23 protein-coding genes are annotated in these 25,439 nt (G+C 33.7%); 16 read left to right on the top strand and 7 right to left on the bottom strand.

Annotated features, from left to right (window positions below; genetic code table 11):
- Nucleotides 1-388: 388 nt before the first annotated feature.
- A complete protein-coding gene (gene ccsA / locus EKM00_RS00450) occupies nucleotides 389-3,607 on the bottom strand; it encodes a cytochrome c biogenesis protein CcsA (RefSeq protein ID WP_126451517.1) in 3,219 nt (1,072 codons plus the stop codon).
- A 197-nt stretch (nucleotides 3,608-3,804) separates the two neighbouring features.
- On the opposite strand from ccsA, the gene EKM00_RS00445 reads away from it, so the two are divergent.
- From EKM00_RS00445 to EKM00_RS00390, 12 genes are all read left to right on the top strand, one after another.
- Nucleotides 3,805-4,578: a Rossmann-like and DUF2520 domain-containing protein gene (locus EKM00_RS00445; protein WP_126514861.1), complete on the top strand. Its 774-nt coding sequence runs from the start codon at nucleotides 3,805-3,807 to the stop codon at nucleotides 4,576-4,578.
- Nucleotides 4,562-5,089 (top strand): KdsC family phosphatase, encoded by a 528-nt coding sequence (locus EKM00_RS00440; RefSeq protein ID WP_126451515.1) that lies wholly within the window; start codon nucleotides 4,562-4,564, stop codon nucleotides 5,087-5,089. Before EKM00_RS00445 ends, EKM00_RS00440 begins: the two co-directional genes overlap by 17 nt.
- Nucleotides 5,090-5,184: 95 nt before the next feature.
- On the top strand, nucleotides 5,185-6,054 hold the full coding sequence (locus tag EKM00_RS00435) for a geranylgeranylglycerol-phosphate geranylgeranyltransferase (RefSeq protein ID WP_233592216.1): 870 nt from the start codon (nucleotides 5,185-5,187) through the stop codon (nucleotides 6,052-6,054).
- A complete protein-coding gene (locus EKM00_RS00430; RefSeq protein ID WP_126451513.1) occupies nucleotides 6,047-6,631 on the top strand; it encodes a Maf-like protein in 585 nt (194 codons plus the stop codon). The genes EKM00_RS00435 and EKM00_RS00430 overlap by 8 nt, the downstream gene beginning before the upstream one ends.
- A gap of 7 nt (nucleotides 6,632-6,638) precedes the next feature.
- Complete coding sequence (locus EKM00_RS00425) at nucleotides 6,639-7,175, top strand: mechanosensitive ion channel domain-containing protein (protein WP_126451512.1); 537 nt, start codon at nucleotides 6,639-6,641, stop codon at nucleotides 7,173-7,175.
- 180 nt (nucleotides 7,176-7,355) lie between these two features.
- Nucleotides 7,356-8,585, top strand: a complete 1,230-nt coding sequence (locus EKM00_RS00420) for an AI-2E family transporter (protein ID WP_126514859.1) — start codon at nucleotides 7,356-7,358, stop codon at nucleotides 8,583-8,585.
- Between the two features lie 63 nt (nucleotides 8,586-8,648).
- Complete coding sequence (locus EKM00_RS00415; protein WP_126514858.1) at nucleotides 8,649-10,469, top strand: hypothetical protein; 1,821 nt, start codon at nucleotides 8,649-8,651, stop codon at nucleotides 10,467-10,469.
- Between the two features lie 377 nt (nucleotides 10,470-10,846).
- On the top strand, nucleotides 10,847-11,164 hold the full coding sequence (locus EKM00_RS00410; protein ID WP_126514857.1) for a hypothetical protein: 318 nt from the start codon (nucleotides 10,847-10,849) through the stop codon (nucleotides 11,162-11,164).
- 176 nt (nucleotides 11,165-11,340) lie between these two features.
- Nucleotides 11,341-11,832 (top strand): hypothetical protein, encoded by a 492-nt coding sequence (locus EKM00_RS00405; RefSeq protein ID WP_126514856.1) that lies wholly within the window; start codon nucleotides 11,341-11,343, stop codon nucleotides 11,830-11,832.
- Between the two features lie 177 nt (nucleotides 11,833-12,009).
- On the top strand, nucleotides 12,010-12,549 hold the full coding sequence (locus tag EKM00_RS00400) for a hypothetical protein (protein WP_126514855.1): 540 nt from the start codon (nucleotides 12,010-12,012) through the stop codon (nucleotides 12,547-12,549).
- A gap of 163 nt (nucleotides 12,550-12,712) precedes the next feature.
- Nucleotides 12,713-15,244 carry a PIG-L family deacetylase gene (locus EKM00_RS00395; protein ID WP_126514854.1) on the top strand — a complete coding sequence of 844 codons (2,532 nt, stop codon included), beginning with the start codon at nucleotides 12,713-12,715 and terminating at the stop codon, nucleotides 15,242-15,244.
- Nucleotides 15,245-15,366: 122 nt separating this feature from the next.
- On the top strand, nucleotides 15,367-17,091 hold the full coding sequence (locus tag EKM00_RS00390; protein WP_126451506.1) for a sodium:solute symporter: 1,725 nt from the start codon (nucleotides 15,367-15,369) through the stop codon (nucleotides 17,089-17,091).
- 273 nt (nucleotides 17,092-17,364) lie between these two features.
- Here the strand turns inward: EKM00_RS00390 and EKM00_RS00385 are convergent, their stop codons facing one another.
- The 5 genes from EKM00_RS00385 to EKM00_RS00365 all read right to left on the bottom strand — a co-directional run bounded on the left by EKM00_RS00385 (nucleotide 17,365) and on the right by EKM00_RS00365 (nucleotide 21,018).
- On the bottom strand, nucleotides 17,365-18,210 hold the full coding sequence (locus EKM00_RS00385; RefSeq protein WP_126514853.1) for a DUF2911 domain-containing protein: 846 nt from the start codon (nucleotides 18,208-18,210) through the stop codon (nucleotides 17,365-17,367).
- Nucleotides 18,211-18,262: 52 nt separating this feature from the next.
- On the bottom strand, nucleotides 18,263-18,937 hold the full coding sequence (locus tag EKM00_RS00380; RefSeq protein ID WP_126514852.1) for an HAD family hydrolase: 675 nt from the start codon (nucleotides 18,935-18,937) through the stop codon (nucleotides 18,263-18,265).
- A gap of 82 nt (nucleotides 18,938-19,019) precedes the next feature.
- Nucleotides 19,020-19,733 carry a tRNA threonylcarbamoyladenosine dehydratase gene (locus EKM00_RS00375; RefSeq protein ID WP_126451503.1) on the bottom strand — a complete coding sequence of 238 codons (714 nt, stop codon included), beginning with the start codon at nucleotides 19,731-19,733 and terminating at the stop codon, nucleotides 19,020-19,022.
- 17 nt (nucleotides 19,734-19,750) lie between these two features.
- A complete protein-coding gene (locus tag EKM00_RS00370; protein ID WP_126514851.1) occupies nucleotides 19,751-20,416 on the bottom strand; it encodes a TatD family hydrolase in 666 nt (221 codons plus the stop codon).
- On the bottom strand, nucleotides 20,416-21,018 hold the full coding sequence (locus EKM00_RS00365; RefSeq protein WP_126514850.1) for a DUF1684 domain-containing protein: 603 nt from the start codon (nucleotides 21,016-21,018) through the stop codon (nucleotides 20,416-20,418). Before EKM00_RS00365 ends, EKM00_RS00370 begins: the two co-directional genes overlap by 1 nt.
- A 94-nt stretch (nucleotides 21,019-21,112) precedes the next feature.
- On the opposite strand from EKM00_RS00365, the gene EKM00_RS00360 reads away from it, so the two are divergent.
- The 4 genes from EKM00_RS00360 (at nucleotide 21,113) to EKM00_RS00345 (ending at nucleotide 24,899) form a co-directional block, all read left to right on the top strand.
- Nucleotides 21,113-22,330, top strand: a complete 1,218-nt coding sequence (locus tag EKM00_RS00360) for an MDR family MFS transporter (protein ID WP_126451500.1) — start codon at nucleotides 21,113-21,115, stop codon at nucleotides 22,328-22,330.
- A 283-nt stretch (nucleotides 22,331-22,613) separates the two neighbouring features.
- The gene (locus EKM00_RS00355) at nucleotides 22,614-22,982 is read left to right on the top strand and encodes a BlaI/MecI/CopY family transcriptional regulator (protein WP_126459340.1); all 369 of its coding nucleotides are present in this window, start codon (nucleotides 22,614-22,616) and stop codon (nucleotides 22,980-22,982) included.
- A 23-nt stretch (nucleotides 22,983-23,005) separates the two neighbouring features.
- Nucleotides 23,006-24,679, top strand: a complete 1,674-nt coding sequence (locus tag EKM00_RS00350) for a M56 family metallopeptidase (protein ID WP_126514849.1) — start codon at nucleotides 23,006-23,008, stop codon at nucleotides 24,677-24,679.
- 79 nt (nucleotides 24,680-24,758) lie between these two features.
- Nucleotides 24,759-24,899 carry an SsrA-binding protein gene (locus EKM00_RS00345; protein WP_091170625.1) on the top strand — a complete coding sequence of 47 codons (141 nt, stop codon included), beginning with the start codon at nucleotides 24,759-24,761 and terminating at the stop codon, nucleotides 24,897-24,899.
- Here EKM00_RS00345 and EKM00_RS00340 read toward each other — a convergent pair.
- Nucleotides 24,896-25,408, bottom strand: coding sequence for an adenine phosphoribosyltransferase (locus EKM00_RS00340; protein ID WP_126514848.1), 513 nt, complete (start codon nucleotides 25,406-25,408; stop codon nucleotides 24,896-24,898). The two genes, EKM00_RS00345 and EKM00_RS00340, sit on opposite strands and share 4 nt — an antisense overlap.
- Between the last annotated feature and the right edge of the window lie 31 nt (nucleotides 25,409-25,439).

The raw sequence follows: 25,439 nt of genomic DNA, 5'->3' as shown, positions 1-25,439 counted from the left end.
GAGAAATAAATTCCTATTCCATACCAACCTACCGATGCTGATTTTATGCATAAGAAGGAAAATCAGATGCTAAATGACTAACTCAAAGTGGCTTATACTGCATACATTTCTACTTCCAATCAAATACTTTATTCACGACACCATCCCTTCCAACACGACAGACACAACCATTATATCCATACATTTTGCCCTGTATGCAAGCCGTTTTGGTTGTTTATGCAAAAAAGCAACTCCATGAGCTGCTTTTTACTTTTTTTACAACTTCATCTTCTCGAGAGTGAAATCGATTTTAGGAACTAGTAGGTTTTCTCTTTTAGAAATACAATCAAAAGAGACTGGCTCATTTTTATATTGAGACAGTCTATTTGTTATTGGAAAATAATCCAACTTATTTCTTATAATACTTCTTATATTTTGGATAGGAGACAGCACCAAATAATGTTATTACTGCCAGTGAATACCAAATCCAATTTAAGGAATGGGCTTCGCCACTCGCATAGGAATGCAATCCTACCAGATGAAAATTCACACCGTAATACGTGAATAATATCGATATAAAAGCAAACATACTCATTAAATTGAATACCCATTTCCCGCGTAGTGATGGAACAAATCTGGCATGAATTACAAAAGCATAGACCATAATACTGATTAATGCCCAAGTTTCTTTTGGATCCCAGCCCCAGTATCGTCCCCAGCTTTCATTGGCCCATTGTCCTCCAAGGAAGTTTCCAATAGTTAACATTATCAAACCTATCGTTAAGGCTAATTCATTGATGTAAGTGATCTCTTGAATATTCAAATCCATTTTGGCTTTGTTTTTTTCATTGGTAAACAAAATCAGTAATAATGAAACCGCACCCAATATCATTCCTAGCGCAAACGGTCCATAGCTGGCCACAATTACCGCCACATGAATCATTAACCAATACGAGTTCAGTACCGGCTGTAAATTTGCAATTTCCGGATCAATCCAGTTCATATACGCTGCCGCTAAAATCATAGCGGTTACAAAAGCGGATGATGCCACAGTAAGCTTTGATTTTCTATCGAAAGCCAAACCAAAAAACATGGTTGCCCAGGCTACATAAATAATAGATTCATACGCATTACTCCATGGTGCATGACCTGAAATATACCATCTGGCTATTAGACCAAAGGTGTGTAATGCAAATAATCCAATCACGACGATGTGCATAAAATTGACTAAATAATTTAATACTTTTCTTTCTTTGAAGATTTGTAAAATCGTGAAGAACAACATTAAAATAGCCGCAAAAATATACCAATACGGAAGTTTTTTGAATACATCATATTTATTATACAACACTTCCGACGTAATCTTTTCATCGCTTGGCATCACTTTGCTGCCAAAACGTTTTTGGAAACCATTAATACTCCCCAGTAATTCATCGGATGTAGCATAATTATTGGATGCTGCAGCGCTTGCCAAAGATCCAAAATATAAAGGCAATACGTTTTTAGTGTACGTCGCTTCCATTCCTTTGAAACCGGCTTCATTGAGCTCTAAATAAGAAACCCATTTGTTGTTTTTATCCTCCGGTATTGGGAAAATTTTTAAAATTCGTCCGCTCAAAGCTGATTCCATCAGATTTACTTTCTTATCCGTTTCGATAAAATCTTTTTCAAACTGGTTAGGATTTGCAACTTTAAAAGCTTCTTCTAAATATTTTGAAAGCTTGTAATTTCCTTTTGCATCAAAGAAAGATACGAAAGGAGCAAATTTAGCTTTCTTATCAATTCCTATAATTTTACGAATACTGTCATTCCCACTTTTAATATAAATAATAGGAATTTCAATCCAGTAACTCGCATATTGTGTCATAGACAAAAATACCTGATCTGAATTCATTCCCTTATAAGTATCATCATGACTTACTTTTCGCAACAATTCTGAAGAAAAAGTATTGATAGGTTTCATTCGTCCACCAGCATCTTGAATGACTAATCGTCCAAATTTTGAGGCATGCGTTTCTGGCACTTTAAATTTTGTAATTAGTGCCTGTAATTCATCCTGACTGAACACCTTCTTAGTATGATTTGCATGGGTCTCTGGCGCGGTCTGGGTCTTTGATGCGGTTTGGGTTTGTTCGTGGTCATGTCCCTCGTGATCTGCATGGTCGTGTTCTTGTGCAAAACTGCTGAAACTAAATAGCAGAATTAAAATAGTCAGTAATTTGGCTTTCTTAATTTTCACCTCTTCTAATTTTCTCTTAATATCTGCAAAACGAGAATACTTAGTGAACATAATGGCCATCATGGCAAAATACAGCATGAAATATCCACCATAAGTGATTGCTGTTCCCCAGAAATCGTGATTTACAGACAATATAGTTCCTTTTTCATCGGGATCAAAACCGGATTGAAAAAAGCGATATCCTTTATAATCCAAAACATTGTTCATATATATTCTTGCATCAAAGGGTTCTTTATCCTCAACAGTAACCTGACTTTCAAATGAAGAATAACTTTTCTCTGTTCCTGGATATTTTTGTGCAATAAAGTCATTCAATTTAATTTTAAAAGGCAAAACATACGCCTTACTTCCATAAAAAATCGAGTACTCTATATTCCCAATTTTCACTGAATTTACATCTCCTAATTTACCTTTGGAGCCTAAAACGGTTACTGTTTTTTCTTGTCCGTCAGCCGTTATTTTTACTGTTAGTGCATCTTCATGATTTTTAGCTTTAAAATCATTATTCGATTCATAATCGATAACTCCTTTTACAGCAGGATCCGGGAGCACAAATCGCATTTCACCTATTGTGTATAACGAACGCATCATCAATGGTTGCGCGTTATCCTTAGTCACTTTTCCTTGTAGTTTATCTGCCATACGCATAAAATCACCTTCAAAAGGAGTTTGAATTGTATACGCGTTTCCTGTAGTATTGATATTTATGGCACCATCCGTAAATTTATTTAGCGAAAATAAAACATTATGAATATTTTGTACTTCGCCCTCTTTCAAGAAATGTTCATGACGACCACCATCTCCTGCTTCAACTAATTTTAAATACAAAATTCCTTTTGGATCAGGTTTGACATATTCTTTTGCTCCCATTATAAAATTTTCATATTCCACCTCAAATGGGGTATCAGCAAACGTTCCAGAAATACTAAAATTATTATTCGTGGCTGGAGAAAGCAGTACTTTTTTTTCAAAAACCCGGCGCTTCATTTCTCCTTTAAATTCACCATCCACAAAAAGTGTCAGGTAGGTTTTATCAGAAAATATCTGATTTTCAGCAGCCCCTTCACGAATTGGCATCATTCCTTCATAACTGATGTATCGCGTTACAAAAGCACCAAGAATGATAAGAATAAAAGACAAATGCAACAATAAAGTAGCCCATTTTTCTTTCTTCAAGAGTTGATATCGCTTGATATTCCCGATGAAATTAATCACAAAAAAGACATGAATAGCCTCAAACCACCACGCATTATAAATTAAAATTTTTGCCGTATCCGTATTGTATTTACTTTCGATAAAAGTTCCTGTGGCCATGGCAACGGCATATAAAATAAACAGAAAGGCCATTAATCGTGTAGAAAACAAAAAAGAAAATATTTTTTTATCCATTTTTATGGGATTATGTTTTGTAAAAGTGGCACAAAAGTACTTAAAAATACTGACTTCTATATTCGCACATTTGTTAATTTAAACTAAAAATAAGTCTTTTTCATGAAGGCTTAAGAGCTTTTTTTTGGCTGTTTTCTATTTGAAACCTTTCTGAAAATTGAATAAAACACTTCATATTTTTTTGCTAATTTTACTCCATGATCAAAGTAGTTATAATTGGCTCCGGAAATGTAGCACAGCATTTAATTGCGGCATTTCAAAATCCCCATAAACCAGGGACAGAAATAGAATTGGTTCAGGTATATTCGAGACAAATAAAAAGTGTTTCCCATCTAATAGACTTGGGAAAAATCACTGACAATTTCAATACTTTAGTTGAAGCCGACATGTATATCATTTCAGTTTCTGATGATGCTATTGCTGAAGTTTCCTCTAATCTTACTTTCAAGAATCGCTTAGTGGTGCATACTTCCGGGAGTGTTTCTTTGCATGCATTAGACGAAAATAATCGAAGAGGCGTTTTTTATCCTTTGCAAACGTTTACCAAAAACAAAGCTGTCGATTTCAATATCATTCCTATTTGTTTAGAAAGCGAAAATGGGATTGATTACCACTTAATAGATAAAGTGGCCAAATCAATTTCAAGAACCGTTTATGCAATCAACTCTGAACAACGAAAAGCCTTGCATGTGGTGGCCGTATTTGTGAACAATTTTACCAATCATTTGTACCAAATAGGTCAGGAAATCTGCCAGGAACATCAGGTTCCATTTGAAATCTTAAGACCTTTAATTGCAGAAACAGTTCAAAAAATAATGGTACTTTCGCCGCAAGATGCACAAACGGGTCCTGCAAAACGCAATGACACTTCAACGATTGAAGCCCACGAAGCTTTTTTATCAAATGAAAATCATCTGACTATTTATAAAACACTAACACAATCAATACAAGAGAATGGCAAAAAGTTATAAAGAAATAATGAACGAGATCACTACTTTTATTTTTGATGTCGATGGGGTACTAACTGACAGCTCTGTTTTTGTAACTAATGAAGGAGAAATATTGCGAACCATGAATATTAGAGATGGATATGCTATGAAAGCTGCTATAGAAAGTGGGTTTAATGTATGTATTATTTCCGGCGGAAGCAATGAAGGGGTTCGAGTAAGGCTACGAAATTTGGGACTTACAGACATCTATTTAGGTACGCCGGACAAAGTAGAAACTTTTAAAGAATATGTGGAACTCTACAACATTAAACCTGAAAACGTGTTATACATGGGCGATGATATTCCTGATTATCATGTGATGCAGTTAGTCTCATTACCAACTTGTCCCCAAGATGCTAGCCCGGAAATCAAAGCTATTTCCCGCTATATTTCGCATAAAAACGGAGGAAAAGGAGCGGCCAGAGATGTCATTGAACAAGTTATGAAAGCACAAGGGAAATGGATGGCACATTTTGACGGGAAGCATGACTAGTACTTTTTTAAATGTTAAATTATAAATTTAAAATAACATCTGTGATTCCTTTTTTTAAACTAATTAGATACCAGAACTTGTTAATGCTTGCTTTTATGCAATTTGTTTTCAGGTATGGTTTTTTACAAGTTCAGAATATTTCTTTGGCGTTATCGGATTGGCAGTATGGATTATTAATTTTATCAACTGCTTTGATCGCTGCAGGCGGCTATGTGATCAATGATATCTATGACCAAAAAACAGATTCCGTCAATAAACCAAATGCTGCGAATGTGGGCAAAACCATTTCAGAAATTCAAGCCTATAATCTGTATATTTGGCTTACGTCAAGTGGGGTAATGATTGGTTTTTATTTGTCGAATGTCATACGGAAACCAGGTTTTGCCTCTATTTTTATTTTGGTTGCCGCAACACTTTATTTGTATGCAACCAGTCTGAAACAAATGATGCTTATTGGTAATATCATTGTGGCATCACTACTTTCTTTTAGTGTGATTATCATTGGAGTTTTCGATTTATTTCCTGCAACAACAATAAATAATCAGCAACAAATGGGCTTGTTTTTTTCTATCCTGATAGATTATGCTATTTTTGCTTTTATGATTAATCTACTTCGGGAAATTGTCAAAGACATAGAAGATACAGATGGCGATTATAATCAAGGAATGAGTACCTTACCTATTGTAATTGGGAAATCCAGAACGGCAAAAATAGTTTTCGGTTTAAGTTTGATTCCGCTATTTTTTATCGTATGTTATATTCATCAGTACTTGTTAGAATTGGTGTTTGCAACATTATATATGTTGTTATTTGTTGTAGGTCCGTTGTTTTATTTCACTTTAAAAATTTGGTCTGCAAAATCAAAAAGAGAGTGCCACATCTTGAGTGTATTGTTAAAATTCATCCTTCTTTTAGGAATTTTATCCGTTATTGTTATTCGTTTAAATATAAAATATAATGCTTAAAAATAAATTAAAAAAATACGCCCTTATTCTGGCTTCAGGATCGCCAAGACGGCAGCAGTTTTTCAAAGATTTGGACTTAGATTTTGAAATTCGATTGAAAGAAATCGAAGAAATTTATCCTCCTGAGTTAAAAGCGTACGAAATCACGAACTATTTGGCTGAATTAAAAGCCAGTGCTTTTGACGGTGAATTACAGTCCAATGAAATCCTAATCACCAGTGATACCATTGTTTGGTACAACAACAAAGCGCTAGGCAAACCAAAAGACGAACAGGATGCTTTTGAAATCTTGAAATCATTATCGAATGCTACTCACGAAGTAATTACTTCTGTTTGCTTTAAGACAAATGAAAAAGTAGTCCTGCTTCATGAAATAACAAAAGTCACTTTTAACACGTTGAGTGAGGAATCCATTCGCTACTATTTAGAAAATTATAAGCCTTATGACAAAGCGGGTGCTTATGGTATTCAGGAATGGATCGGTTTTATTGGTGTTTCAAAAATTGAAGGTTCTTATGCTAATGTGATGGGAATGCCCACGGATAAGGTATATGACTACTTAACTAAATTAGACTGATTGCATTATGGATACATTTATATTTCACGAGTATTCCAGGGAACTGGTGGCCACAGGAATTTTGGGATTACTGTTGATTTTTTTGAGAATTATTGCTGCAAAATTAGTTCGCAACTATGCTAAATCAGACCAAAAACTGGAGCATAGAACCAATTTAGTCATCAAATACATTCATTTATTTATAAATATTCTTGCAACTATAGCAGTCATACTAATTTGGGGCGTCCAGACAAAGGATATTAGTATTGCACTTTCCTCTATTACCACCGTTGTAGGTGTTGCTATGTTTGCTCAATGGTCTATATTGAGCAATATCACATCTGGAGTTATTTTGTTTTTTTCTTTTCCGTTTAAAATTGGAGATACGATAAAAATTCATGATAAAGATTTTCCGATTGAAGCGCAAATTGAAGATATTGGGGCTTTTCATGTATATTTAAAAACTACAGATGGAGAAAAAATTATCTATCCGAACAACTTGCTTTTGCAAAAAGGAATTTCGATACTAAACAATTATGCCGATCAAAAAGAATTTACGGATTGAGTTTACTTTTGCTGAGAATGGTCAATCATCATCCTGCAAAACATTCTATTGAAGTGGAAATTATATAACTATTGCTGAAAAATATATAATGTTTTACTTTTTTAAATGCTGGATATTTGTCAATTAGAAATAAATAATTTACTATTGAATTGTTTTTGTCTTTAAAAAAAATAAAAAGATATGAATGACCTTTTAAAATTTCCATTTTACGCAAAACTTACGCTCGTTTTATTGAGCTTAATTGCTATTATTTTTATATTTTATATTGGTCAAAATATATTGGTTCCCATAATGATGTCTTTTTTATTTGCGATATTGTTGTATCCCATCGTTCAGTTTTTAAAATCTAAACTCTACTTTCCCCATGTGTTAGCCGTTATGCTGGCGGTACTGCTTTTTGTATTGCTTTTTTTAGGCCTTTTTGTATTTCTATCCTTTCAAATCAGTGATTTTGCAGATGATTTTGATAAAATTGAAAAAAACATAACTATTCATATTAGTAATATTCAACGGTTTCTCAGGGAACATTTCAATTTGAGTTCTTGGGAACAAAAACAATATCTGGATACTGCCACTGAAGATTCTATGAAAAAAGGGAAAGAAATCATTGGCACCACGCTAATGTCATTTACAGATACGCTACTAAATTTGACCTTAATCCCTATTTATACTTTTTTGATTCTTTTATACAGGACTCATTTTTTATTGTTTTTGTCTAAACTATTCAAAAAAGAGAATCATGAACAATTAAAAAATATTTTAACAAACATTAGAGTTGCTATAAACAGTTATATTGTGGGTTTAATTATCGAGACGATTTTAGTATCGGTAATGACTACTATAGGATTTATACTTATTGGTGTGAAATATGCTGTTTTGCTGGGTGTTGTAACCGGAATTCTAAATCTAATTCCCTATATAGGAATCCTTTTTGCCGGAATTTTAAGCATAATTGCCTCACTGACTGGTTCTCCAGATTTGTCCATAATTATTGGTGTAATTGTGGTTACCATCTTTGTTCAATTAATAGATAATAATATCCTTGTCCCAATAATAGTAAGTTCAAAAGTAGAAATAAATGCTTTTATATCCATTATAGGAATCATTATTGGAGGAGCCATTGCGGGAATCGCCGGAATGTTTTTAGCATTACCCATAATTGCGGTTCTTAAGGTAATTTTTGACCGAATTGAGTCATTAGAACCTTGGGGGTATTTAATGGGAGATCATTTGCCCAAAACCTATACTTGGCATAGTATCAAATTACCGTTATTCGATTCAGATGCATCCTCTAAAAAAACCATAATTAAAACGGATCTTATAGTTCCTATTTTTACTGAGACAACAACGGAAAACAATACAGAGAATAAACCAAAAACTGACCTTAATAAAACAAGTGAGTTTATTTAAACCAATTGTTTATCAATGTTTTGCTGGTTTTTTCTTTCTCAATTTTTAAATTAATTTTGTATAATGACTAAAAAGCAAAAGCTGATTTTATTCTTTTTGATCGTCTGTTGCCACCTGATTTCTTTTTCACAAGTAAACCAGAAGGAAAAAGATTCCGCTGCCGTTTACAAAAAAATTCAATCCTATTCTAAAAAAAATAAGTTTACAACACTTGTTCATAAATTAGTTTTCAGACCTGTAACTATAAAAAAAACAAAGAAAAAAGTAATTCCCAAAAAGTACGAAACTTTTGAAGGAAAAATAATCAGAAACATTACTATTATTACTTTAGACCCTTTTGGTTATTCTGATATAGATACCTCAAGAGTCCCCAAAAACTGGGCCGAACGAACTGGAAACCGGATTCATATCAAAACAAAAAAGCTCGCTATTAAGAATATACTGTTAATAAGAAAACATACTCCTTTCGACTCACTATTAGTAAAAGAATCAGAACGATTGATTAGAACTCAAAGATACATCAGTCGCGTTGACGTAACCCCACAATTAATTCAGAACAGCCCGGATTCAGTAGATGTCTCCTTTCGGGTTTTAGATACATGGAGTATTATTCCCAAGGGATCCATTTCCAGTTCAAGAACTAATTTTGAACTCAATGATCGTAATTTTCTGGGCACTGGCCATGAATTCAAAAATGAATTCAAAAACAGATTCAGCGACGGAAAAAGTGCGTATGGATTGTCCTATAGCGTTCCTAACATCCAGAATACCTTCATTCAGACAACTCTGAATTACCGGATAGATTTAGACAATTACTACAGCAAAAGCCTCAATATAGACCGTCCCTTTTACTCTGCTTTTACAAAATGGGCAGGGGGAATATACATAGACCAGCAATTTAGAAAAGATACCCTTGCTGATATCAATTCCGTATTTGCCTATCAAAATTTCAAATACAATTCACAAGATTTATGGCTTGGACGTGCCTTTTCTATTTTTAAAGGAAAAACAGAAAGTCAGCGGACCACTAATCTGATTCTGGCAGGACGTTTTTTAAATATAAAATATCTGGAAAGCCCAACTATCCTCTATGACGCCACTGATTTCTACTCTAGTGAAAAACTTGCTCTTTTCGGGATTGGTATTAGTTCACGTAAATTCGTGCAGGACAACTATATTTTCAAAAATGGAATTATAGAAGATGTCCCTATTGGCAAAATATACAGCATCACTTCTGGCTTTCAATATAAAAACAATATGGGGCGTTTGTACCTAGCTGCCCGAGCGGCTTTTGGAAATTATTATAAATGGGGCTTTTTAAGTGCCAATGTAGAGATAGGTACCTTTTTTGAAAAATCAATCACGCAGCAAACTGCTTTTTCTTTTCAGGCAAATTATTTCACAAACTTGATGAGTATGGGAAAATGGAAATGGAGACAGTTCATCAAACCTCAGGTAATTATTGGTACAAACCGTGTCAACATTATTGGCGATCAGCTAAATATCAATGAAAACTATGGACTTAGGGGCTTTAATAGTGCTCAATATGGAACCCAAAAAGCACTCTTAACCATACAAACGCAAGCCTATGCGCCGTGGGATCTTTGGGGATTTAGAGTCAATCCTTATTTTAATTATTCCATTGCCGTACTAGGGAATCCTAATAAGGGATTGACTCAAAGTAAAGCCTATTCAAAAATTGGAATTGGATGCATCATAAACAATGATTTTCTGGTTTTTAGTGCTTTTCAAATTTCGCTTTCGTACTATCCTTCCATTCCTGGAAATGGCGAAAATATTTTCAAAACAAATGCAATTGAAACAACTGATTTTGGTTTTCAAGATTTCGAACTGGCAAAACCCCGTACCGTGCTTTACAAATAATACGTTTTATAAATATAAATTATTCCAAAAAAATATTCACATAATACTAATATCGTTTAAAAACAGTTCAATTGATAGGGGATTATATTGAAGACACGATCTACAGGACACTTTTTTTTAGAAAATCACAATACTGTTGAATGCTGATCCTGCTATTGAAGTGATTTAAAAAGAGAACAAAACGGGGGTTTACACAACCCATATCCATATTGGATATTTTGACAAAATAAATCGCGTACTGGCTTTAAAATCACTCTGTTTGTAGTGCACAATGAAGGGTGTGAATTATATAATTTAAAACCTTAATTTTATAAGAAAAAATTATATTTTATTGTTTACTTTTATTGTGTTAAAATTTTAACTAAAAACCAAACAAAATGAAAAAAGTTACCTTTTATTTGATGATAATGGTATTATCAATTAGTGTTCTTCCAACACAAATGTTAGCGGCTGAAAAAAATCCAAATGTAATTTTAAATACTCCTAAAGAAGTGCCTGCAGAAGTAAAAGTTTTGCTTAATAGACTTGATGAAATAAAAGCGATGGATAGATCGTCTTTGACTTCAGTTGAAAAAAAAGAATTACGTAAAGAAGTACGTACTATCAAAGCAGAATTAAAATCTACAGGAAATGGTGTATACTTATCTGTAGGTGCAATTATCATCATTATTCTTTTATTGATACTTTTATTGTAAATAAATTTATAACTGTAGAAAAAGGAAACGAATAATCGTTTCCTTTTTTTATGAAGTAAAATAACAAAGTAAATGTTAATTATTTGATATTGGCATAATTGTTGGCTTTACTTCAAAACGAGATAAAATAGTAACTAAAATTACTATCTAATAATTACTAATTAAAATTTCGAAAAATGAAAACATTAAAATTAATCATTGCAGGAATTATACTATTTGCATCCGCAAATACGATGCAAGCGCAGGTTTCAGTAAATGTAAATATAGGTAGTCCACCAGCATGGGGGCCAGTTGGTTATTCAGCTGTAGATTATTATTATTTACCGGATGTTCAAGCTTATTATGATATACGAGCCACACAATTTATTTATTTTGGTGGAGGAAATTGGATTCGTTCAAGAAATCTACCTAATCAATACAGAAATTATAATCTATACAATGGTTATAAAGTAGTCTTGAACGATTACCATGGTTCAAGACCATACAGTAACTTTAAAACACACAAAGTAAAATACTACAAAGGATACAAAGGTAAACCACAAAAATCAATAGGTTCTAACCGCAGTAATAACAATAAAGTGTACAAAAGTAATGGGAATAACGTACATGGCAATAAAGGAAATGGCAATAAAGGTGGAAAAGGAAATAATGGAAATGGAAAACATTAATACTGATTTCATAATAATTTATAAAAAGAGTCTCATTGCTGAGACTCTTTTTTTTAGCACATGAATCCTTAATTAAACGTTAATTTTTTTGTTTTGGCACAGTTGTTGGAATTTTAGAAGAAGTATTGCAATAACAAGTTATTATAAAAATTTATTACTAATTAAATATTTGACAGAATGAGAACATTAAAATTAATCGCTGTAGGAATTATCTTTTTGGCATCCAGTTCAATACAAGCACAAGTTTCCATAAATCTAAATATAGGTACTGCTCCATCTTGGGGTCCTGCTGGATACGCCAATGCAGAATATTACTATCTGCCGGATATAGAAGCATATTATGACGTAAGAGCAACGCAATTCATATATTTTGGTGGAGGAAGATGGAACCGATCCAGAAATTTACCTAGACATTATCAAAATTATAATTTGAACCGTGGCTATAAAGTTGTGCTAACTGATTATCATGGATCAAGACCTTACAATAATTTTAATAGTCATAAAAGGAAATATTACAAAGGATATCACGGAAGAGAACAAAGAAATATACGACACCATGCTAACAATCGCAGAGTATATGTTGACCATAGAAATAATGATAACCGAAGAAAATATTCCGCTCCCAGAAAATACGACAATCGAAAAGAATACAAAAAACACGACGATCGAAATGATAGACGCGGGAATGATCGTGGACGCGGTAAAGGAAGAGACTAATTAGTAGTTCAATCCTTGAAAAGAATAGTAAAGAGGGATAAAATCAAAATTGGTTTTCTCCCTCTTTTTTAGATTATTTTTGTTTTTAAAGAAAACTAAAAACATTTCACATAAAAATATTTAATTCTTACATTTGAAGCTATTGCAAATTAAATTTAAAAAAATGCAAAAAAAAAATATTCTAGCTATTGCAGCATTCCTTCTTTGTTTTCAAATATCAATTGCTCAAGATCCTAAAAAATTAAATGCTGTCGAAATTTATAATCAAATTCAAAAGCTCAATTTTCTTGGTTCCGTACTTTATATAGCCGCACATCCTGATGATGAAAACACCCAATTGATCTCTTATTTATCCAATGAACAAAAGGCCAGAACCGGCTATTTGTCTTTGACACGCGGGGATGGTGGACAAAACTTAATCGGCACGCAATTACGGGAATTATTAGGAGTAATACGAACCCAAGAACTTATTGAAGCCCGAAAAATTGATGGAGGAGAACAATTTTTTTCCCGTGCTAATGATTTTGGTTTTTCTAAAAATCCAACAGAAACATTAGAAATTTGGGATAAAAAACAAGTACTAGCTGACGTTATTTGGGCCATCAGGAAATTTCAACCCGATGTGATTATTAATCGATTTGATCATCGTTCGCCCGGAACCACTCACGGACACCACACGGCATCAGCAATGTTAAGCGTAGAAAGTTTTGACTTAGCGAATAACCCATCAATTTTTCCCGAGCAATTGCAATTTGTAACACCTTGGCAAACCAAACGACAGTTTTTTAATACGTCTTGGTGGTTTTATGGAAGTATCGAAAAATTTAATGCTGCCCCTAAAACGAATTTAATTGCGTTGCAAACAGGAGTTTATTACGCTGGATTAGGAAAATCAAATCAGGAAATAGCCGCATTAAGTCGGAGCCGCCATCAATCCCAAGGGTTTGGTAGCACTGGAGCCCGTGGGGAGGAAACAGAATATTTAGAGTTTATAAATGGAGATGCTTTAAAAGATAAGAAATCACTTTTTGAAGGAATCGATACTTCTTGGAACCGAATAAAAGAGGGAAAATCAATCGGAGAATTATTGACAACTATTGCCGCTGAATTCGACCATAATAATCCTTCGGCAAGCATTCCAGATTTGGCGAAAGCCTATGCTATGATGAAAGCTTTGGACGAAAATCAGTGGTCGCCACTGAAATCAGAAGCCATAAAAGAAATTATATCGGCCTGTTCTGGTTTGTATCTTGAAGCCGTTGCCCAAAATCAGGAAGCGACTCCCGGAAGCACTATTAAATTGAAACTCGAAGCCATTAATAGAAGCTCCGTACCCATACAATTAATGAGTGTGACCGCTATACCTAATCAAAATATTACACCTCAAAATCGGGATTTAAAAAACAACATACTAAACACCATTAATTTAGATTTAAAATTACCCGAATCAATTAACTACACACAACCATATTGGTTAAAAGAAAAAGGAACAGTTGGGATGTACGCAGTAAAGCAACAACAAAACATAGGGATTCCAGATATTATTCGGGAAGTTAAAGTGATTTTTAATATTAAAATCAATGAGATTGAAATTCCATTTGAACGAACCGTAGTGTATAAATACAACGATGATGTAAAAGGGGAAGTATATAATTATCTGGACATTGTTCCCGAAGTTACTACTTCAATTATAGACAAAGTATTGCTTTTTAAAGACACAAAAAAGAAAGCTGTAGCCGTAAAAATCAAAACTGGAAAAGACTCCGTAAAAGGAATTTTACAACTTGAATTACCTGAAAACTGGGGTGTTTTTCCTAAATCGATTCCTTTTAACATTGAAAAAAAGGGAACGGAACAAATTGTTTATTTTGAGGTAACTGCACCAAATAAATCCGAAGAAGCTGTAGCCAAAAGCGTGGCGATAATTGACAATAAACAATTTGACAAAGAACAAATTATCATTAAGTATGACCACATCACAAAACAGCAAGTTTTAACATTGGCTGAAGCCAAATGCATCAAAACAGATTTAAAAACGAATGGTGAAAAAATAGGATATATTATGGGTGCCGGAGATGAAGTTCCCAGTAGCCTGACGCAATTAGGATATGCCGTAACACTACTTAAACCTGAAGAAATTACTCCTGAAAAATTAGAATTGTACGACGTAGTCATCACAGGTGTTCGTGCCTATAATATCTTGCCTGCACTGGCAAACAAACAAAATATACTTTTTGATTTTGTAAAATCCGGAAAAACAATGATCGTTCAGTACAATACTGCAGGAGATCTTGTTACTAATACTATTGCACCTTATCCCTTGAAACTCTCCCGTGACCGAGTGACCGAAGAAGATGCCGAAGTCCGATTCTTAGCGCCACACCATCCTGTTTTGAATTTTCCAAACCAAATTACAGCTACAGACTTTGAAGGCTGGAAACAAGAACAAGGTTTGTATTACCCCAATGAGTACGACAAAGCCTTTACTCCTATCCTATCTTCAAATGACAAAGGGGAAAGCCCTAAAAATGGTGCATTACTTATTGCTCCTTACGGAAAAGGACACTATATTTATACCGGCTTAAGTTTTTTCAGAGAATTACCTGAAGGCGTTACTGGTGCCTATAAATTAATTTCTAATATCATTTCGCTACAATCATCTGAAAAAATTCCTGTTCAAAAAATCAAGAACTAACCCACTTTAAAATGGAAACAAAAAAAATAAAAACCTGGAAGAAAAATTATACTTGGGTACTTGTAGCCAATGCAATATACATCCTGATCTTTTGTCTCATCATGAAATTATACGCTTAAATTATGCAATTATTTGATTGGATTATACTGATAGTAACTTTATTGTTTATTGTAATTTATGGGGCTTGGAAAACCAAGGGCAGTAAAAATGTAGAAGACTTTATTTTAGGGAGTAATGAAACACCTTGGCATGTTGTAGGACTTTCTGTTATGGCCACACAAGCCAGTGCAATTACGTTTCTTTCTACTCCCGGGCAAGCCTATCATGACGGTATGGGTTTTGTGCAATTCTATTTTGGACTGCCAATTGCAATGGTGGTAATCTGTGTGACCTTTATCCCTTTATACCACAAATACAAAGTGTATACAGCTTATGAATACCTTGAAAAAAGATTTGATTTGAAGACCCGTTCCCTAGCTGCCATCCTTTTCTTGTTCCAAAGAGGTTTAGGAACCGGATTGACCATATACGCTCCGGCAATTATTTTGTCCGCTTTATTGGGTTGGAATCTTACCTACATGAATATTATTATTGGTGTATTAGTTATCATTTATACTTTTTCGGGTGGAACCAAAGCAGTGAATGTAACTCAAAAACAGCAAATGTTTGTGATTATGTCCGGAATGCTAATCACTTTTTTTCTGATTTTGCATTATTTACCTAATGATATGACTTTCTCCAGTGCGTTGCATATTGCTGGGGCAAATGATAAAATGGATATTGTTAATTTCTCTTTAGATCCAGAGGAAAAATATACCTTTTGGAGCGGAATAACAGGAGGTTTTTTCTTGGCATTAGCCTATTTTGGTACCGATCAATCGCAGGTAGGACGTTATTTATCCGGACGATCCGTTCGAGAAAGCCAGATGGGACTAATCATGAACGGGCTTTTAAAAGTACCTATGCAGTTCTTTATTTTACTGACCGGAGTTATGGTTTTTGTCTTTTTCCAATTCAATCCTGTTCCGTTAAATTTTAATCCAAATAATAAAGCCATGATTGAAAAATCAGCTTACAAAAGCGAATACAATGCTTTGGAGAAAAAATTAGACGATTTATCCGAAGACAAAAAAGTAATTAATCTTTTGTACATCGACCAGCTCAATCAGGATTATGACAATCCAACCCTTAGGAAAGAATTAGTGACTTTATCCAATAAAGAAAAAGATTTAAGAGATCGAGCCAAAGAAATAATTCTCAAAGCTGATAGTAATAGCGAGACCAATGATAAAGATTATGTGTTTTTTCACTTTATTCTCAACTATTTACCCAAAGGGCTTATTGGTTTGTTACTGGCCGTAATTATTTCGGCTGCTATGTCCTCTACCGCTTCGGGATTGAATGCACTGGCCTCTACCACCGCAATTGATATTTACAAACGCAATCTAAAAGAAGAAAAATCAGAACGGCACTACCTGTATGCTACAAAATTCTTTACCTTACTGTGGGGAGTTATAGCCATCCTATTTGCTTGTATTGGAACGCTTTTTGAAAATTTAATTCAACTGGTAAACATCATTGGATCCATATTTTATGGAACAGTCCTTGGAATTTTCTTAGTTGGTTTTTACATCCATAAAGTACAATCTAAAGCCATTTTTTATAGCGCTGTAGTAAGTCAGATTACTATTTTTATCATCTACTATTACGCCATTTATATTTTCCCGAGCGGAGAAGAAAAACTGGGTTATTTGTGGCTGAATTTCATTGGTGCAATGCTTACAATTGTAATTTCATTATTGTTGCAATGGACCATTTTTAGAAAACAGAGAGCGATAACAGCCTAAATAAAAAAATAACCGCAGATTCACGGATTATCAATATAAAAATCTGTGAATCTGCGGTTATTTTTTTTACTTCAGAAGTTCTTATATAAAAATCTCTTCTTCCGCAGAAACGAGCAAGAGCGAACTGGCGAAGTAATAATAATCCCATGGATACTATATACGCAAACATCTAATAAATTATTCAGTCCAATAAATTACACAGTCCAAAATTTCAAAAAAAAATCCCGTCTCTAAATGGAGACGAGATCTTCTTATATAAAAACGTTAGAGTAATTAGTTTTTACTCCACTCTGTAATACTGTCTTTATTCATTTTCACGTAATCTTGGTTTTTAGCAATTTCTGCTGCTGCAAGTGATGCTTTAGCCGTTTCAATTGCTCCTTTTTTGTCTCCCAGTTTACCTTGAATTAATGACTTCAATCTGTTGTACCAGAACGGTTTGTCTTTAGACATATCTAACGCTTTGTTTACATAAATCAATGCTTTTGCATTGTCGCCATTCGATTGGAATAAAAATTGGGCAGCAGAAAAATAATCTGCACTAGCTGGTCCAGCTAATGCTTTCTCGATGTTAGCCGTTGTTTTTTGTTGTGTTGGCACTTCAAATTTTAAAGCAGCATAGGAGTTCTCCCAATAGATTTCTAAAAAAGCAAAATTATTGTCTAAACCACTAATTCCAATAGTAAATGTTTCCACACTTTTATTCACTGTCTCAGGGGTAACAGTAGCTCTAAGCGCTACATTTTCTTCTTTCCACTCTTCTGGATTACCCCAGTTATCAGTAGTTTTATAAAATAGTATCTCCCAGCTTTCTATTTTCGGAATAGTATACAATGAATATTTTCCTTTTTTCAATGTTTTACCATCAATAATCACATCATCGCTAAAGGAAACAGTTGTATTTTCATTAGCTCCAGTTCTCCATACTTTTCCAAAAGGAATTAAATTTCCAAAAACGGATCTTCCTCTGGCACTTGGTCTTGAATAGTTAACTTCTACATCAGTCAAACCAACTGTTTGCATAAACGTCATTTTCGGACTTGATTGAGGTGTTTTTAACTGAGCCTCAGCGCTGAAACCGGCCATGAATAAAGCCAGTGCAATGATTATTTTTTTCATATTGTAATTTTTAAATGTTTTCCAAATTTACAAATTCAATGCCTTTGTACTGTTAATTATTCCTTAATTTAGATTGAATATTTCTAACTGCCTCAAAATCCAATTCGTTAAAATGATTAATCATTACATCTGCTTCCGATAAATCTTGTGCTTCAGAATGAATACTGTTGTAGCCCACACAAAAAATCCCAGCAGCTTTAGCCGCTTTTATTCCATTTGTACTGTCCTCAATAACGATACAATTTGCTTTTGGTGCAACTGATAAACTTGCCGCATATTCAAAAATAGCAGGATGTGGTTTTGATTTAGGGAAATCTTCACCACTTACCACATGTGTAAAATAATCATGTAACTTAAACCGGCTAAACACGCGTTCAATAGTCACTTTGGATGCCGAAGAAGCCAAAATCAATTGTATTCCGTTTTGGTGTAATTCTTTAATAAGATGTTCGACGCCTTGTAGTAATTCTAGATCTGCTTTACTATCAAACGCATCATTAAAAATAGTTCGTTTTCTTTGAATCAAATCTTCTACTTCATGTTCAATTTCAAAAATCTCTTTCAATTTCTGAAATATATTCCGAGTAGAATTTCCTGTAAATGAAGTGTACATATCTTCCGTAACAGGAATATTTAGTTCAGCGAATTGTTTGAAATAAGCATAACGGTGTACTGGTTCAGTATCGACAATTACACCATCCATGTCAAAAATTACGGTTTGTATCATTTTTGTTAAATTATTAGACTTTATAGATTTTAAGACTTCTTAACTTTTTAGAACGGAACATTAAGAAACTGAATTCTAACCATTATTTCTTAAGTAAATAACGAATCACGGTTTCTGCAGCATACAAACCAAATAATCCAGGCATGTAACTATTGGTTCCATAAAATGATTTTTTGAAATTAGATCCATCTGTCATTTTTAAACTCGTTTCATCTTGAATTTCCGAAGAAAAAACCACTTTCAGTTTATCAATTTTAAATTCTTTCAATCGTCTTCGAATGGTTTTGGCAAAATAACAATTCACGGTATTGGTAATATCAGTCACTTTCACTTTTGAAGCTTCCATTTTCCCACCTGCGCCCATACTACTGATGATTTTTACTCTTTTTCGTTTGGCTCCAATAATCAAATTCAGCTTTGGAGTCACACTGTCAATGCAATCCAAAACATAATCAAATTCCTCCGATACAATTTCGAAAGCACGCTCTGGCGAAAGAAATTCCTGTACACGCGTCAATTTTAATTCTGGATTAATGTCCATCAATCGATCCCCGACAACAGTAATTTTTGGTTGTCCTACAGTTGAATGTAAAGCAGGCAATTGTCGGTTTATATTGGTAATATCAACTACGTCACCATCAACAATAGTCATCGTTCCCACTCCTGCTCTTACCAAAAATTCGGCCGCAAAAGAACCAACACCACCCAATCCTACAACCAATATATTTGCCTTTTTTAAATTATCTAAACCTTCTTTTTTGAATAAAAGTTCGGCTCTCTCTGTCCATTCTGCCATTGTTTTTTGTTTAAAGTTTAATGTTTTTGAAAAATTCTGAAATCAAAAACTTCATTATAATTACTATTCACAAGTTCCTGTATTTCTTCCAGCGAAATTCCTCTGTATTTTGCTGCCAATTCATAAACTGCTTCAATCCCTTCATCCACCGTATCTGTTTCCAAAAAAAATCGATTATCAGGAACGCTTTTAAAAACAGCTTCTAGGTCCTGATTTAGCAATAAATATTTCCCAAACGAAATATAAAATCCATTGTTCACTAATTGTTTAGCGACTTGGGCATTTTTGGAAAACCCATGAATCAGCATTGGAACTGAAATATTCAATTTTTTCGTAATTGCAATCACTTCCTGAAAAGCACCGACACAGTGTATTACCACTGGTTTTTGATAGTGCTGCGCCAAAAGCAATTGCTTTTCGAAAACCAACTGTTGCAATTCCATTGAAACTTCGATGCGTTTGTCCAGTCCACATTCACCTACAGCGAGACAATTCCCCTCTTGTAATTTACTTTCGATTATCGCCAAATCAGCTTCTATTCGTTCTTCAATGATAAACCACGGATGAATCCCGATGGAATAATACGGAATTGTTGCATCAAATTCCTGTGGATATTGATTCACTAATTCCAACACATTGGGTTGATTCGTATCTTTATGTGTATGCAGATTAAAGAAATCCATTAGTTGTGAAATTTTTTAACTCCCGCTTTTATCTCGATATTCAAATCATTTTCCAATGGTACTATTGGACAGGAATATGTAAAATTATACGCGCAATACGGATTGTATGACGTGTTAAAGTCAATCACAATAGCATCTCCTTTTGGGATTTTCAAATCAATGTATTTCCCGCCAATGTAACTTTCGTTTCCTGCAGTCAGATCTGAAAACGGTAAAAATAAATAGTCTTTATATTCCTCTTTTTTTGAGAGCTCCATATTCTTGTACACATTCAGTTTCAAATCCCGACCGTCAATTGTAAAAGAAAGTTCCCCATATTTTACATACAATGGTTTCCTGTCCGTTGACGTTTTCATTTCAAAAGGCTTCTCTTTTTTTGTTCTTACTAACTTAGCGACCACATAAAAAGTTTCGTTTGCAGGATAAAAATCAAGTGTTTTGAATTCCGCTAAATCTTTCGGAGTCAACGGACTTGTCTTTGCATCGGCATATTCTGAATTTAATTCCTTTTGAAATTTGGCTACAGCCGAAACGTCAAATTTATATTGGCCAAAGCCTAAATTCAATTGAATCAAAAGAAATAAAGTAAATAGCGTTCTCATGTTCTTATTTTTATGCAAAAATAGTTTAAAAGTTACTAGGACACAAAGACGCATCGGTACAAAGTTTTCTACCTTTGCAAAATATAACAAATACATGTTTCAAACTGCTTTTCAACGCTACATTAATAATTTCAAAGGCTTTACCAGAGAAATTTGGATTCTAACGCTCGTCACTTTTATAAATCGCGCCGGTACGATGGTTTTGCCTTTTTTATCTAAGTATTTAAAAGAAGATTTGAATTTATCCTACGCACAAGTGGGATGGATTATGGTTGCTTTTGGTTTTGGTTCTATGCTGGGATCTTGGCTTGGTGGCAAATTATCCGATAAAATAGGCTTTTATAAAATCATGGTTTTCAGTTTATTCACCAGCGGAATCCTTTTGTTTTTTGTACAATACATTCGGACCTTCTGGGGATTGTGCATTGGAATGTTTGTCATAATGACCGTTGCTGATATGTTTCGTCCCGCCATGTTTGTCTCCTTGGCGACTTATGCTAAACCTGAGAATCGCACCAGAGCACTGACTTTAGTACGATTAGCGGTAAATTTAGGCTTCACTGCAGGACCGGCTTTAGGAGGTTTAATTATTATGAATTTAGGGTACAGCGGATTATTCTGGGTGGATGGAAGTTCATGTATCGTATCTATATTAATTTTTACTTTATTAGTGAAAGAACGCAAAAAACCTGCCGATTTAGCCTCCGCCAATAGTGAAACTGAGATGCCAGCCTCTGTTTTCAAAGACAGAATATTCTGGATCTTCCTTTTTGTTTGTTTCATAACAGCCATGCTTTTCTTTCAACTTTTCACCACTTTACCCTTATATCATAATGAAAAATTTGGATTAACCGAGTTTCAAAGTGGACTTTTATTGTCTTTAAACGGACTGTTAATTTTCTTTCTGGAAATGCCAATTGTAAGTTTCACTCAAAGAAAAGGCATCAGTATACTCAAAATTATTCTTTGGGGCGCATTGCTAATGTCATTGAGTTTTTATGTTTTACTCATCAATATGTGGGCTGGAATACTAATTGTTAGTATTCTTTTTATCACTTTTGGCGAAATGTTCATCTTCCCTTTCTCCAATTCATTTGCGTTGAGCCGGGCTCCAAAAGGGCATGAAGGCCGCTACATGGCTTTGTTTACCATGAGCTTCAGCTTAGCACACATTGCGAGTTCTAAAACTGGACTGGAAATCATAGCCGCTTTTGGCTACCAAGCTAACTGGTTTGTCATGGGAAGTTTAGGTATTTTAGCTGTGGTAGGTTGTATCTGGCTGCAAAAACTCGTTCAAAAAGAACACAATTAATTCCATTATCATTCTTTGGGCGTGACCCTATAAAAAAAAGGGGCTTATCAACAAAATCGTTATTAGCCCCTTTTCTTTATAGCGTCGGGTTATACGCGCTACTTCGGTAGCTAGCTTCTACCCCTCACGCAGTCTCCTTGTGGTGATAACATTTTTGATTAAAAGGATAATTAATTTCCAAAAAACTGCAAAAACACGTCAAAACTATAAAAATAGTTAAAAAACTACATTTGTAGTTTGATAACTAAAAAAATAGTTGTAAATTTGGTTTAAATAAAAAATTATGCAAAAGTTAACCAACAAAGAAGAGGAAATCATGCACATTTTATGGAAGCTCAAAAAAGCATTCGTAAAAGAAGTCCTTGCAGAAATCACAGAAGATCAACCCCATTATAACACACTTTCAACCATTGTGCGCAATCTGGAAGAAAAAGGATTTGTGTCGCACAATGCCTTTGGAAACACACACCAATACTTTCCTATTATAAGTTTAGAAGATTATAGAAAACGATTCATGAATACTGCTATTGATAATTATTTCAACAGCTCATATAAAAATATGGTATCGCATTTTGCCAAAGAAGAGAAAATATCTGCAGCTGAATTACGGGAAATTTTGGCTATGATTGAAAGTCATAAAGAGGAAATATAAACTTTAGATTAACAATATCAATTATGGAAGTATTTTATATTTATCTCATCAAATCCAGCGGATTAATTGCCTTGTTTTATTTGGCGTATCATTTTATGTTGCGAAAAGAAACTTTTTTCACAAGCAATCGTTGGTTTTTGTTATTGGGATTATTCACTTCCATTCTTTTGCCGTTAGTTGTTTTTACTAAAACAATATGGGTAGAACCTACTCCTATAAATTATGATTGGTCATCATTGCCCAAAAGTACAATTATTGATGAAGACCACACGCAAGAATATATTTTTCTGGCATTAGCAGTGCTGTACTGCATTGGCACATTATGCCTTTTCACTAAATTTGGTTTTGAATTTTACAGTTTACAAAAAATAGTAAAAGGAAAAACCATAAAACGTCAAGCGAATTTTAAATTTATAGACTTAAAAGACAACCTCGCTCCTTTCTCTTATTTTAATACTATCGTTTACAATTCGTCTTTGTACAGCAGTTCCGAATTAGAAAATATTTTGGAACACGAAAAAGTTCATAGTGAGCAAAATCATACTGTTGATGTATTAATTTCAAGATTGTTTTGTATTGTGTTTTGGTTTAATCCATTCATTTGGTTTTATAAAAAAGCAATTATCCAAAACTTGGAATTCATTGCTGACAGCGAAGCCACGAAAAAGATATCCGACAAAAAAGCGTATCAGTTCACACTTTTAAAAATAACAACACAGGAGAATTGTGTTGCCATTACTAATCATTTTTATCAATCATTAATCAAAAAACGAATCGTTATGTTAAACAAAAATCAATCAAAAAAATCGAATTCCTGGAAGTACGCAGTCGTTATTCCTGCTTTAGTTGCATTTGTGATGCTTTTCCAAGTAAATGTGATAGCTCAGGAAAAAAAAATTAAGATAGATGAAATTATCGAAATGTCAAAATTTAATACTGACAAATCAACTACAGATATTGAAATTAGAGAAAATTGTGAAATTGTTCAAAAAACACATAATGTTACTTTAATATTCTCAAATATCAAAAGGAATTCGTTAGGAGAAATTGTAAATATTAGTGCTTCTTATGATGATCACAAAGGGAATAAAGAAGAATATACACAGGAAGGAAACACTCCTATTAATCGATTTGTATTTTTTTATAAGAAAGATAAATTGAATAATGTCAATATTGGTTTTTTCAATGCTGATCTAAAGAAAAAAGCTAAAAAAATAGATGTAGTTACTGACACAGGTAAAAGAAGAGCGTCTATACTGACTATAAAAACAAAAGAAATATTGAAAAATGATAGTCCTGAAAAACCAATTATTTTTATCAATGGCAAAAAAACAAACCTCGTAATGGAAGTTATAAACAAAATGGATCAAAATTCAATTAAAACTATGACTGTTTTAAAAGGATCAGCTGCCGAAGAAAAATATGGAGATGAAGGAAAAAATGGAGCTATTGAGATAACAACCAAAAACTTGAAAAGAGAATTGAAAAACCCAATTATATTCATCAATGGTAAAAGAACAAATACCACTCTGGATGATTTAAACAAAACAGATCAAAATTTAATTGAAAGTATGACTGTTTTAAAAAAGATAAATGCTGAAGAGAAATATGGTAATGGTGGGGGAAATGGTGCAATTGAAATTATCACTAAAGGAAATGTAGATTTATTAAAATCCTCCAATAAAAAATCAAAATAGAATTAAACATTTAAAAACCCAGAAAGACGGTCCAGATCAAGATCGTCTTTTTTTATATCTTTACACCAAACAAAATGATATGTATAAAATCCTAGCCCAAATTAACAAAGTTATTTTACCTAGTTTCACCAAACAGCGATTGGATTTGGCTAAAGCCAAGAAATGGCAAATGGCTATTATTGGTTTTAGATATTACGTAACCACACGTGCATTGGATTAATACGTAATTGCGGCAAAAATTTCATTTCCTTTGATTTTTGTCCTTCCATTCAAGAAAGCTAATTCCATCAAGAAATTGCATTGTACAATTTCACCGCCCAATTGCTCCACTAATTCGCAAACTGCTTTGGCTGTTCCTCCGGTGGCTAATACATCATCGTGAATTAGGATTCGGTCTCCTTTTTTAATCGCATCAATATGGATTTCTAAAGTATCGGTTCCATATTCTAAATCATATGTTGCTGAAATAGTTTCGTAAGGCAACTTGTTTGGCTTTCGAACCGGAATAAAACCTACATTTAATTCCTGTGCGATCAACATTCCAAAGAGAAATCCACGACTTTCCACTCCTATTACCTTATCAATTTTTTTGCCTTTCAAGGACAAAACCAGTATTTCAAGGCATTTATTCCTCGCTTCGGGATCGATTAACAGTGGAGTTATGTCTTTAAACAAAATTCCTTCTTTAGGAAATCCCTGAATATCACGTATATAATTTTTTAATGGCATGTTTTTTTGTTTTTTTATAATTATAGACTTG

It is taken from the genome of Flavobacterium sp. RSP15, assembly GCF_003968755.1.
Lineage (GTDB): Bacteria > Bacteroidota > Bacteroidia > Flavobacteriales > Flavobacteriaceae > Flavobacterium.
The sequence above is the reverse complement of the archived record's forward strand: the minus strand, read 5'-3'. Positions and strand labels throughout refer to the sequence as shown.

What these genes read in the sequence shown, in the direction of transcription:
- EKM00_RS00395 (WP_126514854.1), top strand. Translation starts at nt 12,713, where the DNA reads ATGCAAAAAAAAAATATTCTAGCTATTGCAGCATTCCTTCTTTGTTTT.
- EKM00_RS00405 (WP_126514856.1), top strand. Translation starts at nt 11,341, where the DNA reads ATGAAAACATTAAAATTAATCATTGCAGGAATTATACTATTTGCATCC.
- EKM00_RS00385 (WP_126514853.1), bottom strand. Translation starts at nt 18,210, where the DNA reads ATGAAAAAAATAATCATTGCACTGGCTTTATTCATGGCCGGTTTCAGC.
- EKM00_RS00415 (WP_126514858.1), top strand. Translation starts at nt 8,649, where the DNA reads ATGACTAAAAAGCAAAAGCTGATTTTATTCTTTTTGATCGTCTGTTGC.
- EKM00_RS00360 (WP_126451500.1), top strand. Translation starts at nt 21,113, where the DNA reads ATGTTTCAAACTGCTTTTCAACGCTACATTAATAATTTCAAAGGCTTT.
- ccsA (WP_126451517.1), bottom strand. Translation starts at nt 3,607, where the DNA reads ATGGATAAAAAAATATTTTCTTTTTTGTTTTCTACACGATTAATGGCC.
- EKM00_RS00445 (WP_126514861.1), top strand. Translation starts at nt 3,805, where the DNA reads ATGATCAAAGTAGTTATAATTGGCTCCGGAAATGTAGCACAGCATTTA.
- EKM00_RS00380 (WP_126514852.1), bottom strand. Translation starts at nt 18,937, where the DNA reads ATGATACAAACCGTAATTTTTGACATGGATGGTGTAATTGTCGATACT.
- EKM00_RS00400 (WP_126514855.1), top strand. Translation starts at nt 12,010, where the DNA reads ATGAGAACATTAAAATTAATCGCTGTAGGAATTATCTTTTTGGCATCC.
- EKM00_RS00390 (WP_126451506.1), top strand. Translation starts at nt 15,367, where the DNA reads ATGCAATTATTTGATTGGATTATACTGATAGTAACTTTATTGTTTATT.
- EKM00_RS00340 (WP_126514848.1), bottom strand. Translation starts at nt 25,408, where the DNA reads ATGCCATTAAAAAATTATATACGTGATATTCAGGGATTTCCTAAAGAA.
- EKM00_RS00425 (WP_126451512.1), top strand. Translation starts at nt 6,639, where the DNA reads ATGGATACATTTATATTTCACGAGTATTCCAGGGAACTGGTGGCCACA.
- EKM00_RS00430 (WP_126451513.1), top strand. Translation starts at nt 6,047, where the DNA reads ATGCTTAAAAATAAATTAAAAAAATACGCCCTTATTCTGGCTTCAGGA.
- EKM00_RS00345 (WP_091170625.1), top strand. Translation starts at nt 24,759, where the DNA reads ATGTATAAAATCCTAGCCCAAATTAACAAAGTTATTTTACCTAGTTTC.
- EKM00_RS00350 (WP_126514849.1), top strand. Translation starts at nt 23,006, where the DNA reads ATGGAAGTATTTTATATTTATCTCATCAAATCCAGCGGATTAATTGCC.
- EKM00_RS00435 (WP_233592216.1), top strand. Translation starts at nt 5,185, where the DNA reads ATGCAATTTGTTTTCAGGTATGGTTTTTTACAAGTTCAGAATATTTCT.
- EKM00_RS00375 (WP_126451503.1), bottom strand. Translation starts at nt 19,733, where the DNA reads ATGGCAGAATGGACAGAGAGAGCCGAACTTTTATTCAAAAAAGAAGGT.
- EKM00_RS00440 (WP_126451515.1), top strand. Translation starts at nt 4,562, where the DNA reads ATGGCAAAAAGTTATAAAGAAATAATGAACGAGATCACTACTTTTATT.
- EKM00_RS00410 (WP_126514857.1), top strand. Translation starts at nt 10,847, where the DNA reads ATGAAAAAAGTTACCTTTTATTTGATGATAATGGTATTATCAATTAGT.
- EKM00_RS00365 (WP_126514850.1), bottom strand. Translation starts at nt 21,018, where the DNA reads ATGAGAACGCTATTTACTTTATTTCTTTTGATTCAATTGAATTTAGGC.
- EKM00_RS00420 (WP_126514859.1), top strand. Translation starts at nt 7,356, where the DNA reads ATGAATGACCTTTTAAAATTTCCATTTTACGCAAAACTTACGCTCGTT.
- EKM00_RS00370 (WP_126514851.1), bottom strand. Translation starts at nt 20,416, where the DNA reads ATGGATTTCTTTAATCTGCATACACATAAAGATACGAATCAACCCAAT.
- EKM00_RS00355 (WP_126459340.1), top strand. Translation starts at nt 22,614, where the DNA reads ATGCAAAAGTTAACCAACAAAGAAGAGGAAATCATGCACATTTTATGG.